16 protein-coding genes are annotated in these 17,292 nt (G+C 33.2%); 4 read left to right on the plus strand and 12 right to left on the minus strand.

Annotated features, from left to right (window positions below; all coding sequences use genetic code 11):
* Positions 1 to 8: 8 nt before the first annotated feature.
* On the minus strand, positions 9 to 1,019 hold the full coding sequence (gene fbp / locus HM982_RS09385; protein ID WP_179352903.1) for a class 1 fructose-bisphosphatase: 1,011 nt from the start codon (positions 1,017 to 1,019) through the stop codon (positions 9 to 11).
* A gap of 132 nt (positions 1,020 to 1,151) precedes the next feature.
* Here fbp and HM982_RS09390 point away from each other — a divergent pair, with 132 nt between their 5' ends.
* The 4 genes from HM982_RS09390 to HM982_RS09405 are packed head-to-tail and all read left to right on the plus strand — an operon-like array spanning position 1,152 to position 5,770.
* The gene (locus tag HM982_RS09390) at positions 1,152 to 1,631 is read left to right on the plus strand and encodes a GNAT family N-acetyltransferase (protein ID WP_179352904.1); all 480 of its coding nucleotides are present in this window, start codon (positions 1,152 to 1,154) and stop codon (positions 1,629 to 1,631) included.
* A 27-nt stretch (positions 1,632 to 1,658) separates the two neighbouring features.
* Complete coding sequence (locus HM982_RS09395) at positions 1,659 to 2,909, plus strand: aspartate kinase (protein WP_179352905.1); 1,251 nt, start codon at positions 1,659 to 1,661, stop codon at positions 2,907 to 2,909.
* A gap of 19 nt (positions 2,910 to 2,928) precedes the next feature.
* A complete protein-coding gene (locus tag HM982_RS09400) occupies positions 2,929 to 4,764 on the plus strand; it encodes a GNAT family N-acyltransferase (protein ID WP_179352906.1) in 1,836 nt (611 codons plus the stop codon).
* A complete protein-coding gene (locus HM982_RS09405; protein WP_179352907.1) occupies positions 4,748 to 5,770 on the plus strand; it encodes a carboxypeptidase-like regulatory domain-containing protein in 1,023 nt (340 codons plus the stop codon). The genes HM982_RS09400 and HM982_RS09405 overlap by 17 nt, the downstream gene beginning before the upstream one ends.
* Positions 5,771 to 5,805: 35 nt before the next feature.
* Here HM982_RS09405 and HM982_RS09410 read toward each other — a convergent pair whose 3' ends face one another.
* The 11 genes from HM982_RS09410 to HM982_RS09460 all read right to left on the minus strand — a co-directional run bounded on the left by HM982_RS09410 (position 5,806) and on the right by HM982_RS09460 (position 17,266).
* Complete coding sequence (locus tag HM982_RS09410; RefSeq protein ID WP_179352908.1) at positions 5,806 to 6,264, minus strand: YtxH domain-containing protein; 459 nt, start codon at positions 6,262 to 6,264, stop codon at positions 5,806 to 5,808.
* A 62-nt stretch (positions 6,265 to 6,326) separates the two neighbouring features.
* Positions 6,327 to 6,713 (minus strand): VOC family protein, encoded by a 387-nt coding sequence (locus HM982_RS09415; protein ID WP_179352909.1) that lies wholly within the window; start codon positions 6,711 to 6,713, stop codon positions 6,327 to 6,329.
* 131 nt (positions 6,714 to 6,844) lie between these two features.
* Complete coding sequence (locus tag HM982_RS09420; protein ID WP_179352910.1) at positions 6,845 to 7,300, minus strand: DUF1801 domain-containing protein; 456 nt, start codon at positions 7,298 to 7,300, stop codon at positions 6,845 to 6,847.
* Between the two features lie 18 nt (positions 7,301 to 7,318).
* Complete coding sequence (locus tag HM982_RS09425; protein WP_179352911.1) at positions 7,319 to 8,257, minus strand: 2-hydroxyacid dehydrogenase; 939 nt, start codon at positions 8,255 to 8,257, stop codon at positions 7,319 to 7,321.
* 321 nt (positions 8,258 to 8,578) lie between these two features.
* Complete coding sequence (mgtE, locus tag HM982_RS09430; RefSeq protein WP_179352912.1) at positions 8,579 to 9,952, minus strand: magnesium transporter; 1,374 nt, start codon at positions 9,950 to 9,952, stop codon at positions 8,579 to 8,581.
* Positions 9,953 to 10,009: 57 nt separating this feature from the next.
* Positions 10,010 to 10,786: a 16S rRNA (adenine(1518)-N(6)/adenine(1519)-N(6))-dimethyltransferase RsmA gene (gene rsmA, locus HM982_RS09435; protein ID WP_179352913.1), complete on the minus strand. Its 777-nt coding sequence runs from the start codon at positions 10,784 to 10,786 to the stop codon at positions 10,010 to 10,012.
* 176 nt (positions 10,787 to 10,962) lie between these two features.
* Positions 10,963 to 11,283, minus strand: a complete 321-nt coding sequence (locus tag HM982_RS09440; protein ID WP_179352914.1) for a DUF4286 family protein — start codon at positions 11,281 to 11,283, stop codon at positions 10,963 to 10,965.
* 165 nt (positions 11,284 to 11,448) lie between these two features.
* Positions 11,449 to 13,236 (minus strand): tetratricopeptide repeat protein, encoded by a 1,788-nt coding sequence (locus HM982_RS09445; protein WP_179352915.1) that lies wholly within the window; start codon positions 13,234 to 13,236, stop codon positions 11,449 to 11,451.
* A 395-nt stretch (positions 13,237 to 13,631) separates the two neighbouring features.
* The gene (serS, locus tag HM982_RS09450; protein WP_179352916.1) at positions 13,632 to 14,903 is read right to left on the minus strand and encodes a serine--tRNA ligase; all 1,272 of its coding nucleotides are present in this window, start codon (positions 14,901 to 14,903) and stop codon (positions 13,632 to 13,634) included.
* Between the two features lie 154 nt (positions 14,904 to 15,057).
* Entirely contained in the window at positions 15,058 to 16,365 is a 1,308-nt protein-coding gene (locus tag HM982_RS09455; RefSeq protein ID WP_179352917.1) for an HTTM domain-containing protein, read from the minus strand.
* Entirely contained in the window at positions 16,358 to 17,266 is a 909-nt protein-coding gene (locus HM982_RS09460; RefSeq protein WP_179352918.1) for a bifunctional riboflavin kinase/FAD synthetase, read from the minus strand. The genes HM982_RS09455 and HM982_RS09460 overlap by 8 nt, the downstream gene beginning before the upstream one ends.
* Positions 17,267 to 17,292: the final 26 nt, after the last annotated feature.

Consider the following 17,292-nt stretch of genomic DNA (forward strand, 5'->3'; position numbering starts at 1 on the left):
TGTGTTTTCTAATCGCCGAATTTTGTCATAAACTCTTCAGCTTTTTCTACCATGTTTTTGCTACCACAAATAAAAGGCACACGTTCATGAAGCGATTTAGGTTCTATATCCATAATTCTTGTATACCCATCACTTGCTTTTCCATTGGCTTGTTCAGCAATAAATGCCATAGGGTTACACTCGTAAAGCAAACGTAATTTTCCTTTAGGATTTTTAGAACCTTTTGGGTACATATAAATGCCACCTTTAATCATATTTCTATGAAAATCTGAAACTAAAGATCCGATATAGCGACTAGTATAAGGTCTTTTGCCATCTTCCTCCTGGCAATATTTTATGTATTTTTTTATGCCTAATGGAAAATCTAAATAATTTCCTTCATTTACAGAATAGATATATCCATCCTCAGGAAATTTCATGTCAGGATGTGATAAATAATAAGAGCCTATTGCAGGATTTAACGTAAACCCATTAACGCCATATCCTGTGGTATAAACTAACATTGTTGAGGTACCATAAACAACATAACCCGCGGCAACTTGTTGATTTCCTTTTTGTAAAAAATCGTCTATTGTAACAGGTGTTCCTATAGGTGTAACACGCCTATAAATTGAAAAAATAGTACCCACAGATACATTGACATCAATATTAGATGAACCATCTAAAGGGTCTATTAAAACCACATATTTATTCTGATGGTTTTCATCTTGACTATTAATGGTAATAAAATCATCTTCCTCTTCACTCGCAATACCACAAACAATATTTCTTTTGGTCATGGTTTGGATAAACTTATTATTGGCATAAACATCCAATTTTTGTTGGTCTTCCCCTTGAATATTAGTGTCGCCTGCGGCACCAATGATATCGACTAAACCGGCTTTGTTAACCTCGTGGTTGACAACTTTAGCAGCCAAACGAATTGAATTTAGGAGTCGAGAAAGTTCTCCTGAAGTGTATTTAAATGATGATTGATTCTCAATTATAAACTCACCTAAGGTTTGTTTGGTTTTAGACATGAAGTAAAATATTGATTAATAGCTTACAAATATCGTATTTTTTAACAAACTATATCGTTTTCGTGCTTTAAAAAAAATTGCTGCGTCTACTGAGTTTAGATTATCTTTGTTTTCTTTTTTATTTAATAACCTATGAATCACCCAAGATTAGCCCTTAAACAAGACATGCCAAGAGTTTTAGAACTCATTCAAGAATTGGCAACGTTTGAGAAGGAAACTGATGCTGTAGAAATTAATAGTTCTGATTTACAGCAAGATGGCTTCGGTAGCCATCCAAAATTTACCTGTTTTGTTTTAGAAGAAGATGACACCATTGAGGGTATTGCTCTAGTTTATCCGAGGTATTCAACCTGGAAAGGCGAAATTTTACATCTAGAAGATCTTATTGTTAGCGAAAAATACAGGGGCAAAGGTTTAGGTACAAGACTGCTTGATGCTGTTGTTAAATACGCTAAACAAATCGGTGTAAAACGTGTGAGTTGGGAAGTGCTAGATTGGAATGAATCTGCTATAAAATTTTACCAAAGCAAAGGCGCAAATGTCATGCGAGATTGGGATGTGGTTCAGTTAGACCAACATGGAATTGAGAATTATATAAATAATATTAATTAAAAATTTCCGTTTTTACAGGAAGTGTGTATGCAAGTTTATAAGTTTGGTGGTGCATCAGTAAAAGATGCTGAAGGTGTAAAAAATTTAGTAGAAGTATTAAAAACTACAGGTTATGATAATACTTTGGTTGTGGTTTCTGCCATGGGAAAAACAACCAATGCTATGGAGTTAATCATTAAAAATTACTTTGAGAATAAAGCTGAATTACAAAGTGCTATTCATGAGGTAATAAAATACCATAATGAAATTCTTTTAGATTTATTTGAGAATGATAATCACGGTGTTTTTAGGGCTGTAAAGTTACTTTTTGATGAATTAAACCTGTTTTTTAAAAGTAATAAATCACCAAACTACAATTATGTTTACGATCAAACAATTGGTTTTGGAGAATTAATTTCAACTACAATTATTAGCCATTATTTTAATGAAGTAGGTTTAACGAATACTTGGCTCGATGTTAGAGAATTTATAAAAACAGACAGTTATTATAGACGTGCTAATATAAATTGGGAACAAACACAAGAACAAATTTCCTCACAATTTAATTCAGATATTCTAAATATAACTCAAGGATTTTTAGGGAGTGATGCTAACAATTTCACCACCACTTTGGGGAGAGAAGGCAGTGATTATACGGCCGCAATTTTCGCCTATTGTTTAAATGCAACAGGTGTTACAATCTGGAAAGATGTGCCTGGTGTTTTAAATGCCGACCCTCGTTATTTTGAAAACGCTCAGTTATTACATCATATTTCTTACAGAGAAGCCATTGAGTTAGCTTTCTATGGTGCGTCTGTTATCCATCCAAAAACGCTACAACCCTTGCAACGTAAAGAAATTCCGTTGTATGTAAAATCATTTTTAAATCCAAAAGCAGAAGGTACTTGTGTTAGCAAAGGAAAAACTTTAGAGCCAGAGATTCCTTGTTTTATTGTGAAGAAAAATCAGATTTTAATTTCATTATCTTCTTTAGATTTTTCATATATCGTAGAAGAGAATATCAGCGATATTTTTAGTCTATTGCATTTGTATAAAATGAAGGTAGATGTAATTCAAAATTCAGCGATTAGTTTTTCGGTTTGTATCGAAAATTTATATGATAATTTAGAAAAATTATTACAGCACTTAAAGGCTAAGTTTAATGTTACTTGTCACAAGGATGTCAATCTGTATACCATAAGGAACTATAATGATGCGGCTATAAATGAACTAGAAAAAGATAAAACGGTATTGTTAAAGCAATTAACACAGGGAACTGTTCAAATTGTAACTCAATAAACTTCACTACATTTGTTCTATGAGTAAATCGTCTGATAATGGATTGGTAACGGCAAAAGAAGTCGCTAAGGCAATTCATGTTGATAAATACGGGTTTTTAGGGACATTTATTGGTTGGATATTAATGAAAGTTCTTAAAATATCGACCTTAAATAAATTCTATAATCGTAATAAGCACTTAAGTAATGTCGATTTTCTTGATGCTATTTTAGAAGAATTTCAAATTAAATTTGAAATACCAGAGGAAGACCTTAAACGGCTCCCTAAAGAAGGACCTTATATCACTATTTCTAACCATCCGCTTGGTGGTATTGATGGTATTTTATTATTAAAATTAATGATAGAACAGCGTAGTGATTTTAAAATTATTGCAAATTTTCTATTGCATCGTATTGCGCCTCTAAAGCCTTATATCATGCCTGTTAATCCTTTTGAAGATCGTAAAGATGCAAAGAGCAGTATATCAGGTTTTAAAAATGCAATTTTACATCTAAGAGCAGGCCATCCATTAGGCGTTTTTCCTGCAGGTGAAGTTTCTACTTATAGAGATGGTAAATTAGTGGTTGATAAAGAATGGGAGGTGGCTGCCATGAAATTAATTCAGAAGGCTGAGGTCCCTATAGTTCCTATTTATTTTCATGCTAAAAATAGCCGTTTATTCTATCGACTTTCTAAGCTAAGTGATACCTTAAGAACGGCAAAATTACCTTCAGAAGTATTAACACAGAAACGACGTGTTATAAAAGTAAGAATAGGACGGCCAATATCTTTAAAAGATCAAAAAGCACACCCATCACTCCCTGAATTCACAGAGTTTTTAAGACGGAAAACATATATGTTATCCAAAACGTTTGAAGATAAACCTAAAATTCTAGGTAATATTCAGTCGCAATTAAAAGTGGCTAAAATGCCTAAGCGTATTGAAACCCCTATTGCGCCAAAATTAATGATAGCTGAGGTTGATAAACTTAGAATAGGTGATTGCAGACTTTTAAGGAGTAAAAACTATGAAGTGTTTTTAGCACCTCCTAAAGATATTCCAAACCTATTAAAGGAAATAGGACGGCTTAGAGAAATTACATTTAGAGAAGTTGGAGAAGGTACTAATGAAGCTACTGATTTAGATAAATTTGACACCTATTACCATCACATGTTTTTGTGGGACAACGAGCAAAATGTAATAGCAGGAGCATACCGAATGGGTTTAGGTGCTAAAATTTATAAACGCTTTGGTATCGATGGGTTTTATTTGCAAGACTTATTTCGTTTTGAGCCCGAATTACACAAAATGATGAGCCAATCCATAGAAATGGGACGTGCATTTATCGTTAAAAATTACCAGCAAAAACCAATGCCTTTATTTTTGCTCTGGAAAGGTATTGTTCATATTACATTACGATTTCCAGAACATAAGTATTTAATAGGCGGCGTTAGTATCAGTAATCAATTTTCTAACTTTTCTAAAAGTTTGATGATTGAGTTTATGAAATCACATTATTACGATCCGTATGTTGCGCAATATGTGCGACCTAAAAAAGAATTTAAAGTGAAGCTCCAAGATGCGGATAAGGATTTTGTATTTGATGCTACGGAAGCCGATTTAAATAAATTTGATAAAATAATAGATGAAGTAGAGCCAGGTGCTTTACGATTACCTGTCTTACTTAAAAAATATATCAAACAAAATGCTAGGCTTGTAGCATTTAATGTTGACCCTTTATTTAATAATGCGGTAGATGGGCTAATGTATATAAAAATTGCCGATTTGCCAGAAAGTACGGTTAGACCTGTTATGGAGGAGTTTCAACAGGAATTAGAACGCAAGTTTATGGACCATAATGAAGAAGATAAATAAGGCAGGGATTTTTATTTTTCTATTGCCCTTATTTTGTGTGTCACAAACCTTCAAAGGGCGTGTTTTAGACAAAGTTACCCAACAACCCTTAGAAACTGTCGCTGTCTATTTTGATAACACGACTATAGGCACAACAACCAACGAAAAAGGGGCGTTTTCTATCCCTTACACCGATGCTGTTCAATCTACTTTAGTTATTTCTTACTTAGGTTATGAAAACGTGATGATTTTAAATTATAGAAATCAAAACAACATTACTATTGAACTTGTTGAAGCAGAAAGTGCTCTAGATGAAGTGCATTTGAACTATGATGATGGTTTAACTAGACGACAGAAATTACGATTGTTTAGAAAAGAGTTTTTAGGTGCTTCAAAGTTTGGACGCTCAAGTAAAATATTAAATGAGGATGATTTAGTTTTAAGATACAATAAGCAAAATAAAGCCTTATATGCAAGTTGTAATGCTGTGATTAAAATTGAAAATAAAGCTTTGCAGTATGAGATATTATACGATTTAAAGGATTTTGAAATCAATTTTAGGTATGTAGAGGCTGACCAAAATATTTTCACAATCAACTCCGTAGCTTATTCAGGGACTTCCTATTATAAAAACTTAAAAAAATCAAATCATAAGAAAACAATTAAGAACAGAGAAACCGCTTATAATGGTTCTGTTCAGCATTTTATGCGCTCACTTTATAATACCAATTTGAAAGCGGAAAATTACCGGATTTTTTACGATGGGTTTGTGGTAGATGAGTGGACCTATTTTAATGTTGAAGTGATTGCTAATTCGGATTTTAAAAAGGTGACCTTAAAGGATAAAGTCTCCATTTTATACAATAAAGATTTCCAATCAGATTTAATTATAGAATTGGATGAATTTTTTATTGATGTTTATGGGAATTATGCTCCTGTTGTTGGTATTTATTTTAATGGCGTTATGGGAAGCCAGCGCCTTGGAGATACGTTGCCTTTAGATTATAAACTAGAGGAAAAAGAATAAAAAACCCAGAACGTTAATTCTGGGTGGTGTATATATTAAATGCTTTTAAACCATTCTTGAAATTGCTTGCCAAATAAGAACGTTGGTTTCATTTCTCCGCCTATAGCAGCTATTAAACTCATAATCCAAGCGACTAATAAAACAATGCTAATAAGGAAACCTAAAACTGGAATCCAACCTAAAACAATACCAATAATAGATAAGCCTAACATTTGTCTTATGTAAAATGATCCTATTTCAGTTTTATTACTACCATTCATTATAAGTGCTATTATCCAGCCAATGATAGTAATGTGAGCTATAATTGCTATGTTTTTACCATCACTTAATGCTTTGTTTGCATCACTACCAAAATCATTAGTTGCTTGTTTTGCATCATCAGAGAATTCATTGGCCTTTTGGCTTATTTTATCTCCTGAAGTTTTTGCTTCAGCTTTAGAATCACCTATCATATCATTTAGGTCTTCGTTTAAATTTTTATTATCGTCTGACATTTTTATTTTTTTAAGGTTAATGTTTTAATTGATGCGATAAATTTAATAAAAAAAACATACAATTACTGAAACGCCGCATCGATTGGTTCCCATAATTCTATTTTGTTATTGTCGTTATCTAAAATCCAAGCAAACTTTCCGTAATCATAAGTTTCCATATCGCCAATAATAGTAACACCTTCATCTTTTAGTATTGGTAGAAGTGCTTCTAAATCTTCAACGCGGTAGTTAAACATAAAGTCTTTTTTTGAAGGCTTAAAATACTCGGTATCGTCATTAAAAGGACTCCATTGTGTTGAGCAGTCGTTGCCTTCTTTGTCTTTCCACCAAAACGTAGAACCATAATCGTCGGTATTAAAACCTAAGTGTTTTTTATACCAAGCTTTTGCCGCTTTTGGGTCTTTAGTTTTAAAGAACAACCCTCCAATTCCTGTAACGCGCTTTTTCATTTTATTCTGTTTTTATTTCAAAATCTCATTAATTGAAGTCCTGAATATTATTGTTTTATTTATATACCCTTAAAAAAGAGAATTTAGTAAATTAAATACCTACAAGGTTTTAGAAACCTCGCAGGATAAGGTTATTTTTTTATGGTGTTTTCATAAATTTCAATCCATTCTTCTACAGTCATTTTGCCTAAAAGTGTTTCGATTAAATCGTACGGAATGTCATCTATTTTCTTAAAACGAATACAGCTTTTTCCCATGTCTAACTTGTATTTACAGTGTTTAGGGTATGCTGAGACAAACCAATCGTGTAATTCTTTTTTGGCGTAAATTCCAGAATGATATAAGGCAATAAAGTTTTTTTGAGAGGCTAAACTCATAAATGTCAATGGCGGAAATGGTTTGCAATGGTAACCAGGCGGATAGATTGATTTTGGAACATAATAACCTAACATTCCATAACTCATTCCAGCTTCTAAGCCCTTAGGCATATGGTTCTTTATAAGCTCGTGTAATTTAGTAATGGGTGCTTTTCGGTCTTCAGGAAGTTGAGCAATATAGGCTTCTGGAGTTGTAGCTGCGGAGGTCATAATTGTGAATTACTAGGATTAATTGAATTTAGCTTTTATCTTATCGACTATAGTTTGGGCTAATTTTTCTTTGCTTTCAATGGTCCAACCTGCCACATGTGGTGAGAGTAATACATGTTCTGATGCTATTAAATATTTAAAAGCTTCGGGCATAGCATCTCTGGTGAATAGATTTTCAAAAGAGGCTTTTTCATATTCTAAAACATCGAGTCCTGCGCCTAGAATTTTACCAGATTCTAATGCTGTTACTAAATCTTTAGTCACCACACTTTTACCACGAGCCGTATTAATGAGCCAAAACGATTTTTTAAATCCGTCTATAAAATCAGAATTAACCATATTTAGAGTTAATTCGGTTTGTGGGATATGCAAACTTAAAACATCAGATTTTGCTTTCAGTTCTTCGAGGATAACTTGTTTTGCATTAGCATCTCCAACGTTAGGTTTTATATCATAGCATAATACTTCGACGTCAAAACCTCTTAATTTTTTAGCAAAGGCTTTTCCCATATTGCCATAACCAATAAGACCAACTGTTTTACCGTCTAATTCCAGTCCACGATTGGCTTCACGTAACCACGCACCTTGTCTCACTTCTTTATCGGCTTTATTTAGTTTATTAAAAAGCGACAATAGCATGCCTAAAGCATGTTCGCCAACAGCATTTCGGTTACCTTCTGGTGCAGAAATAAGATAAATGCCTTTTTTTTCTGCATAATCACAATCGATATTTTCTAATCCTGCACCTACGCGACCTATAAATTTTAAGTTTTTGGCAGCATCTAAAAATTGTTTATCTATTGAAAATCGACTTCTAATTATAAAACCGTCGTAATCAGCAATTTTAGCTTCAATTTCAGATTTGGAAGAGGTATAATCTTCATGATTGGTGAAACCTAAATCGTTTAGTTGATTTAAGAGTAGTGGATGATTGGTGTCAAGATGCAGTATTTTCATATTTACTTCCCAGAAGAGTGAGAATCTTTTTAATCGTTAAGTACTCGTTTCTTTAGTTTTTTCGGACCTAATAGATTTTTGAAACTTAGTAAGCCTGAAAATTTATTGAAGTAAAGTTACAAAGATTTACATTGCGATTTACAATCGTTCATTTTTAAACAGATTAAAATCGTAATTGCGTTAGGGATAGAACGGCATGTTTGAGCTCTTTTGCTTTTTCGCAAAAAGCGAGTAGTGACAGCCCGACGCTACGAAGCTTTTCTATGTGATAAAAAGGATTACTATAGTTAAATAGCGAAGTAGCGTAACGCCCAAATAAGACTAAATACCTAAAATCATTTTTGCAATGAGGAAATAGATTAGTATGCCAAAAACATCATTACTGGTGGTAATAAAAGGTCCTGTAGCCACTGCTGGATCAATACCTCTTTTGTCTAGAAAAATGGGAATAAATGTACCAATTAAAGCTGCCATAATAATTACAGCAATTAAAGCAATGCTTATGGTAAAGGAAAGAATATAGGTAGTGCCAAATATAAAATGAGTAATAAGGATGGCGACAAGAGATATTGCAAATCCGTTAACAATGCCTAGTAAAAGTTCTTTAAATAAACGTTTTAAAATTTTGCCATTAATGGTGCCATTGGCCAAGCCTTGTACGACAATGGCAGAGGATTGTACACCAACGTTACCAGCAGTTGCTTGTATAAGAGGTACAAAACTTAACAAAGCTGTAAAAGTGCCCAGATTATCATTAAATTGCTCAATTATGCTCGCGGCTCCTAAGCCGCCAAACATGCCAATAAACAACCAAGGTAAGCGTGCTTTGGTAAGTTTAAAAATGCTGTCATCAGCTTCTACATCTTGAGAAATACCAGCTGCTAATTGGTAATCTTTATCTGCCTCTTCTCTAATAACATCTATAATATCATCAATTGTAATTCTCCCTAATAACACTTGATTATCATCGACAACAGGAATGGCTTCTAAATCGTATTTTGCCATTACTTTTGCAACGTCTTCAACATTATCATGTACGTTGGCCCAGTCTACATTATCTTTAGCAATGTCTGCTATTTTTTGATCACTTTTTGAGGTGATTAAATCCTTTAAAGATAATCGGCCTATTAATTTATCATGCTTGTCTACAACGTAAACGGAATGTACTCGTGTAACATCTTTTGCCTGACCTCTAATTCGGCGTAAACAACCTGCTACCGTCCAAGTTTCATAAACTTTAACCAATTCTTTTGCCATGAGTCCACCTGCGGTATCTTCATCATAGGCTAATAGCTCTTGGATTTCATCTCTGTGCTCATGGTCTTCGATGTAGGCGATAACTTCAGCCTGTCGTTCTTCAGGAAGTTCCGCAATGATATCTGCGGCATCATCGGTATCTAATTCTTCTACTTCTTCGGCAATTTCTTTGGTAGAAAGATTTCTTAAGACTTTTTCTCTAATGTCCTCATCGAGTTCCATAAGAATCTCTGAGGTGGTTTCAGAATCGAGAAGTTTGATGACATATACAGCATCTTCAGCATCTAATTCATCTAGAATTTCTGCAATATCAGCATGGTGAAACTCATTTAATAAGATTTTTAAATCGCTATCGTTATTATCTTCGACAAGGATTTCTACCTTTTCAATAAGCTCATCGGTGAGCAGAAATTGTATGTTTTCTTGAATGTCTTCCACGTAAACTAGGGTCTGTTTTAATACATTTTAACTACCTCATTGAGTGAGCTTAAGAAACTAATTTATATCATTTTCAATAAGTGAGGTTAACGCAATAAACTGGGAAACGCTCAATTGTTCTGGCCGCTGTCCAAAGATAGTATTTGCTTTTAAACTATCCGAAAGATTGAAGGTTTTTAAACTGTTGCGCAGTGTCTTTCTTCGTTGTTGAAACCCTGTTTTTACGACCTTAAAAAATAACTTTTCATCGCATGGCAGCGAGTAATTTTCTTTACGCTTTAATAATAAGACCCCAGAATCTACTTTTGGTGGTGGATTAAAAACCGTTGGAGGTACTGTAAATAAGTATTCAGCATCGTAAAATGCTTGGGTTAAAACCGAGAGAATACCATACACTTTAGAGCCTTCTTTAGAACAAATACGAAGCGCAACTTCTTTTTGAAACATACCAGAGAACTCTGGAATCTGTGCTCGCATTTCTAAAGTTTTAAATAAAATTTGAGAAGATATATTGTAAGGAAAATTACCAATAATAGCAAAAGGTTTGTCTTTAAATACAAGGTTTAAATCGTATTTTAAGAAGTCTTTTTCTATAATTCTATCGGCAAGATTTAGGTAATTGTTTTTTAAATAGTCTACAGATTCTGTATCGATTTCTATAACATGTGTTTTAGTATCTTTTTTAAGAAGGTATTTGGTTAAAACCCCCATTCCTGGACCAATTTCTAAGACATCTTTATAGCCTTCTAAAGATAAACTATCGGCGATGTCTTGCGCTATAGATTCGTCTGTTAAGAAATGTTGGCCTAAGTATTTTTTTGCTTTTACAGTCATAATTCATTTTTCTCGCAGAGCCGCATTAGCGCAAAGCAATTATTGTGTAAAGGTACGCAGAGGTGCCTAAAAGATTTATAAATTTGGTACTAAATTCTCATGATTTAGTAAAGCCAAAGTAGCAGTAAGTTGAACTTAAGATTTCTTTGCTTTTCAGAGCCTTTTGGAGAAATCTATTAGTTGAATTTAACCGAATACTCATCCACAATTTCTAATTCTGTCCTAAAAGATAACATTTTATCTGCAAAACGCTGTAATCCGTCTTGTTTTAAACGTTCAGCATGTTCTGCGTAATAGGCGTCTAAAGCAGCTCTAGAGTGTGCTCTAAATTGTACAGAATAGGTGTCGGTTTCAGCATCTTCTACTAAAACTTTTGTCAGTTTAGCTTCTTTAAATTTGCCGGTTGCCAATACTAGCGGAATATGTTCTTTTATCCATTCGAGCCATTCTTGATGGATGCTTTTGTCAATGTTTAGGGTAACGTTATATATAATCATTGTTAGAGGAATATGTGGTAAAAATTAGGAATGAATTGCAAAAGTATGAATTTTGGAGCTAATGAATTTTTTTGCCGTAATTCTGATAAGGCTAAAAAGCGAAGCTGAAAAGAATACTTAATCTAAGGGTGAAGTTTTAGGTATTAAAAAGCAGGCGATTGAGAACTAATTTATACTGTTATCACCCCGTAACAGCCTAAATTTTCGGCGTGCTTCAATAAAATAAATACTGTCTTGGTGTTCAAATATTATTTTTTCGTAATGGTCTTTAGCTTCTTCAGATTTTTCTAGATGGGTATTATATAACTCGGCCAAATAATAATAGGCGTCATCAATTAACATGTCTTCGCTAAAATTATTTATAAGTTCTTGATAGTTGGCTTCGGCCTTAGTGTATTGCTTTTTCTTTTCGAAAAGTTTAGCTTGTTGAAATAAAGTCTGGGCTATTATATTTTCTCCCTGATGTTCTTCTAATATCTTATTTAGTAATGATATGGCATCGTCGGTTCTATTCTGAAAAGCATATAAGTCTGCCTTAGCATACTGTTTTAGAGCGGTTTGTAGGCTGTCTTCGTATTTGTTGTCTGAAATTAATAATTTTAAATCTAGCGCGTCGTTGGCAATCAATTGTGACGTTGAAGATTTTAATATTTTTAGTTGTGATTCTGCCCAATCAAAATCGCCTTTGTAATAACTTGTTTTTGCCACTTTAAAACGTGCTTCTTGAGCAATGGTACTGTTTTTTAATTCGTTTTGAATCTGAGAATAAAAAATTAAAGCCTCATTAAACTTTTCTTGAAGCACTAAGACATCAGCTAATAATAACTTTATTCTAGATTTTCTATAATGAGTAACATTCAGTTTTAAACTTTCTTTTAAAAAAGTAGTTGCTTTTTCTGTGTCTTTGAGGTTGAAGGCCAAGAATTTTCCATAAGCGATTTGGAGCGGAATCGTTCGTCTAACCATACCAAATTCACTAAACAAATCATTATAAGTTTTATCAATTTCTTTTAATTGTACCTCGTCTGCGTTTCTAGTTTCAATTTCTAAAATGTACTCATGCGCTATTAAAGCTGTTGTTTTGTCTTGGGTGCTATCTAACACATAATTAAAAATCGATTTTGCTATTTCATCATCTGCATCTTTTTTAGCCATAACACCTAGTTCAATAAGGCGTTCTAAACTTTCGGGATTACGCATAAATAATGCCTTTTCTTGTATAAAGGATTTATTATAGGCTTTTTCTTGAACATATAGCCAGCTTAACATTTCGTACCAATATGGTTTTGGTTCTTTCTGAATTTGTTTTAACAATGCACGTCTTAAAAACATATTGTTTTCATTGTCGCTGTTTTCAGAAATGAAATCACTAACAGTACGTTTGATGTCGTTGAGATGATTGGGTCTGTAATTGATATAATCGATATAGTTGGCAAACATTTGTTCTACATTACCTTGGTCCCCATAAATACGTGCTAATTGAATGCTGTAATTGTAATCTGGTGTTAAAACTTTGCCTTTTTCGTAAGTACGAATAGCTTGATTTAAAAGTGAATAGTCTTCAAATTTTCTGGCAATAGAATAAACGTAATTGGGTTTTTCATCTATATAAGCAATAGCTTCTTCATAGAGTTTGTTGGCGCTTTTTATACTGTCTTTAAGTTGATAATTATAGCCTAAAGCGATAGTCATCATGGGATTTTGTCGGCCACCTAAGTGATTTAAAATAATGCGTTCTGCTTCATTATATTGTTCTAATTGCTGATGTATGTCCACCAACTTATTAATATAATTGTAACTATTTGGTTTTTGTTCAATGAGGTTTTCGTAGATAACAAGTGCTTTCTTAAATTCTCCTTTTTTGTAGTAACTATCGGCTTGCGCTTCGTTATTTTGTGCGGAGGCGACAAAGCATCCAAATAATAAAATAAAAACGAATAAGCGCTGTTGCATGTTTTGTGATTTAGTCAAGATGAGTGTAAATATAAGAAATGCCTCAAGGAGATATTGTGAAAATAACTATAAAAAAAAATGCCTCAACGTAACGTTAAGGCATTTTGACCAGCAAAATAAATGTGCTATTAACCATTATTATATAAATATGATTCAGTTATTCTGTCTTGGTTTTGTTTATTGTTTCTAAATGAGTAGTTAAAACAAAACTTTGCTTACTAGAGCAATTAAAGAAACCAGTAATACAATTCGTTTTAAATTTTTCATAATTGGGGCGTTCAAATCTAGGAATACTAAATTCTAAAATTTATTCAATCAAAACGAAGAAACACAATAATAATCGTTTAAAAGCATTAAAATTTAACATTTAACGCTAAAAAGATAATATTAGTCACTTAAGAAATTAAATCAAAACCTGTATATGGCACTAAAACATCAGGGATTTTTATACCATCTTCAGTTTGGTAGTTTTCTAAAATACCCGCTAAGATTCTTGGTAGTGCTAATGAACTTCCATTTAATGTATGGCACAATTCGTTTTTACCTTCACTATTCTTAAAACGCAGTTTCAAACGATTGGCTTGAAAGGTTTCAAAATTAGAAACTGAAGAGACTTCTAACCAGCGGTCTTGTGCTGTTGAAAATACTTCAAAATCATAAGTTAATGCTGAAGTAAAACCTAAATCACCACCACATAATCTTAAAATTCTATACGGTAATTTAAGCTCTTGCAAAATACCTTTTACATGATTTACCATGCTATCTAATGCGTTGTAAGATTCATCAGGATGCTCAACACGTAGAATTTCAACTTTATCAAACTGATGTAAGCGATTTAGCCCTCTAACGTGTGCGCCATAACTTCCAGCTTCGCGTCTAAAACATGGTGTATAACCGGTGATACTTATCGGTAGATCACTTTCATTTAAAAGTGTGTCTCTAAAAATATTAGTTGCAGGGACTTCTGCAGTAGGAATTAAATATAAATTATCTAAGGTAACGTGGTACATCTGCCCTTCTTTGTCTGGCAATTGCCCAGTTCCAAAACCTGAAGCTTCATTAACTAAATGTGGTACTTGGTATTCGGTGTAACCTGCTTCCGCATTTTTATCTAAAAAATAAGCGATTAATGCCCGTTGTAATCTTGCACCTTTACCAATATAAACAGGAAATCCTGCACCAGTGATTTTGTTTCCTAGTTCAAAATCAATAATGTTATATTTTTTTGCTAATTCCCAATGTGGTAGGGCTGCATCGTGTAATTTTGGAATATCACCGTCTCTAAATGTCTCCTCATTGTCTTCGTCCGTATTTCCTGCAGGAACTATAGGATTAGGAACATTAGGAATTTTATACAGTAACTCAGAAAGTGCAGCAACTTTATCATTGAGTTCTTGTTCAAATTTTTTGGTAGCTTCTTTTAATTGGGTTGTTTTTTCCTTTAAAAGATTCGCTTTTTGAACGTCTCCAGATTTAAATAAATTGCCAATTTCTTTAGATAAAGTGTTAGATTCAGCTTTTGTAGAATCTAAGGATGTTTGAAGTGCTTTTCGGTCTTCATCAAAAGCAATGGCCTCATTAATCATTTCGGTAGCATCAATATTTCGTTTGGCTAAACGAGCAATGATATCTTCTTTATTCTCACGGATAAAAGCAACTTGTAACATATCTTTAATTTTGATTAATACCCATTGGTATATGGTAATACAAGCTACAAAAGTAAATAGAAAATAACCAAGAAAAAATATAAAGGTTCTATTTTATAACATGAAGTTAGATTTGCGACTTATGGCCATTTTTTTTGAAATCAATTAACAGATTTTATTCTGAAGGTAAAATCCAATCGTGGTGTTTAAAATGGTGCCACTCTTCATTGGCTAAATCTACCTTGGGATCAATAAGTTGTTTTGATTTTTTACCATTTACGGACACGTAGGCCTTTACAAACACTTTAATGGGAATGCCTTTTTTAGCGTAATCTTGTTTTAAGTGCTGGGCGAATTGCCACATAACATCTGGTTTTGTACTAGCACCACGCTGTTGTTTTCGGGTTAAATAATCTTTTAATCTAATGCGTGTAATCTCATTGGTGTTGGTGTTTGTAACGTAATATATTGTTCGTCCGCTTTTGGAGCGTAACATCATTCGCCATGAGAGTCGGTGACCTTCTTCGGTCCACAAGACATTATCTTTAATAAAATGATGCCTTAATGGTAAGCCAATCTGAATTAAAAAGTAGAGGGAAAAAAATGATAATAATACGGTTTTATACTTCGGAATAACGATTTTGTCAGCATCATAATAGGGTTTCCGTTTTAAGAATATATTTCTAATCGTTTTAGGTTCAAAAAAGAATAAGCTAAAAGCTAAAGACAAATAAGGAAATATGCCAATATGAAAGATAAATGAGTTAAATAGATGAAAGAAAATAGATGCAAAAAAAGCATACTTTCTTGTGGGTTTAAAAAGTAACAACGGAATAATTAATCCATCGAATAATATGCCGCCATAAGCCAAAATATAATGGACAGTTTTATTTTGTAAAAGGTCGCCTACAACATAGAAATCAGCTTTACTTCGCATAAGAATTTCCATTACCGTAGTATCAAGCCAGTCTGGGTAAAACTTAGCTGCTGAAGCATAGGAGTAAAGGATTAATAATTGAAACACAAAAAACCACTTACACCAACTTGGCATCGACAGGCTTTTGAGTGAGGGGTTTAATTTTACATCTATAGAAGCATAACGATTTGCAGGCAAAAAAATCATTAAAAAACTCAATAAGGCGAGTAGATAATAATGGTTGTTGTAAGATGATTTTTGCATGAGGTAAGTCGCTGTCCACATGAGGGCAAACATCAACATACTAAATCGGTATTTATAGCCCAACATTATAAAGAGTCCAAAAACTCCCATTACAATGTAGTAAGCATACATCCAATTTCCTGGTAAGGGTTGCAGCCATTCAAATCCTATAAAGGAGAAGGTAAATTCGGGTTCTATTAAAGTACGCTTTATCCAACCTGTAAAAACAGCGCCAACAGCTTCTAAAAAGCATAAAAATCCAAAGATGATCCTGAAAACTACAAGCCCAGAATTATCGATATGTTTAAATAAAAACTTAGACATTTAAAGCGTTAATAAAGTTAGAAGCATTTTTCATGTCGGTTCTAAGTTGTGACTTTAAAACGTCAATATTTTCAAATTTTTCTTCGCTACGTAAGCGTTTTAAAAATTCAATTTTTAATTCTGAATTATAGATATCTTTATTAAAGTCGAAAAAATGAACTTCAATAGATTGTGTTTTTCCATTAACAGTTGGGTTGGTGCCAATATTCATCATCCCGTAAATGGTTTGATTATCTATTGTGGATTTTACGACATAAACACCGTCGTTTGGAATAAGTTTGTAGCTTGCTGTAACACTAATATTCGCTGTAGGAAACTCAATAGTTCGCCCTAAACCTTTGCCTTTAATTACAGTTCCGGTAATAAAGAAATTATAGCCTAAATATGAATTTGCTAAATCGACCTTACCTTGGTTTAAAGCAGTTCTAATTTTAGTAGAACTCACGGTAACATCCTCAATGTCTTGTGCTGAGATTTCTTCAACTTGAAAATCATAGTGTTCAGCAAAAACTTTTAAGTCTTTAATATTGGCACTTCGGTTTTTTCCAAAATGATGGTCGTAACCAATAACAATGTATTTGGTATTTAACTCATCTACTAAAATTTGTTTAACGTAATCTTTTGCTGAGAGGTTAGCGAATTCTTTAGTAAACTTTTTTACAATAACTTCTTTTATACCAAGAGATTTTAATAATTCTACACGCTCTTCTATAGTATTTAGCAATTTAATAGAATCGTCTTTTTGAAGCACCATTCTAGGGTGCGGAAATAAAGTGAGCACCACCGGAATATACCCTTTGTCTTCCGCAAGTTGAACGACTTGTTTGAGTATTTTTTGATGGCCTATATGGATACCATCAAAGGTGCCAATAGTTGTTACTTTTGCCGAAATTGTAGTCAAGCGTTGTAATTTATAGATTGTTGTTA

This window comes from Winogradskyella vidalii (assembly GCF_013403955.1).
GTDB lineage: Bacteria > Bacteroidota > Bacteroidia > Flavobacteriales > Flavobacteriaceae > Winogradskyella > Winogradskyella vidalii.

What these genes read in the sequence shown, in the direction of transcription:
- HM982_RS09400 (WP_179352906.1), top strand. Translation starts at nt 2,929, where the DNA reads ATGAGTAAATCGTCTGATAATGGATTGGTAACGGCAAAAGAAGTCGCT.
- HM982_RS09390 (WP_179352904.1), top strand. Translation starts at nt 1,152, where the DNA reads ATGAATCACCCAAGATTAGCCCTTAAACAAGACATGCCAAGAGTTTTA.
- fbp (WP_179352903.1), bottom strand. Translation starts at nt 1,019, where the DNA reads ATGTCTAAAACCAAACAAACCTTAGGTGAGTTTATAATTGAGAATCAA.
- HM982_RS09395 (WP_179352905.1), top strand. Translation starts at nt 1,659, where the DNA reads ATGCAAGTTTATAAGTTTGGTGGTGCATCAGTAAAAGATGCTGAAGGT.
- rsmA (WP_179352913.1), bottom strand. Translation starts at nt 10,786, where the DNA reads ATGACTGTAAAAGCAAAAAAATACTTAGGCCAACATTTCTTAACAGAC.
- HM982_RS09415 (WP_179352909.1), bottom strand. Translation starts at nt 6,713, where the DNA reads ATGAAAAAGCGCGTTACAGGAATTGGAGGGTTGTTCTTTAAAACTAAA.
- serS (WP_179352916.1), bottom strand. Translation starts at nt 14,903, where the DNA reads ATGTTACAAGTTGCTTTTATCCGTGAGAATAAAGAAGATATCATTGCT.
- HM982_RS09440 (WP_179352914.1), bottom strand. Translation starts at nt 11,283, where the DNA reads ATGATTATATATAACGTTACCCTAAACATTGACAAAAGCATCCATCAA.
- HM982_RS09455 (WP_179352917.1), bottom strand. Translation starts at nt 16,365, where the DNA reads ATGTCTAAGTTTTTATTTAAACATATCGATAATTCTGGGCTTGTAGTT.
- HM982_RS09420 (WP_179352910.1), bottom strand. Translation starts at nt 7,300, where the DNA reads ATGACCTCCGCAGCTACAACTCCAGAAGCCTATATTGCTCAACTTCCT.
- HM982_RS09445 (WP_179352915.1), bottom strand. Translation starts at nt 13,236, where the DNA reads ATGCAACAGCGCTTATTCGTTTTTATTTTATTATTTGGATGCTTTGTC.
- HM982_RS09425 (WP_179352911.1), bottom strand. Translation starts at nt 8,257, where the DNA reads ATGAAAATACTGCATCTTGACACCAATCATCCACTACTCTTAAATCAA.
- HM982_RS09410 (WP_179352908.1), bottom strand. Translation starts at nt 6,264, where the DNA reads ATGTCAGACGATAATAAAAATTTAAACGAAGACCTAAATGATATGATA.
- HM982_RS09405 (WP_179352907.1), top strand. Translation starts at nt 4,748, where the DNA reads ATGAAGAAGATAAATAAGGCAGGGATTTTTATTTTTCTATTGCCCTTA.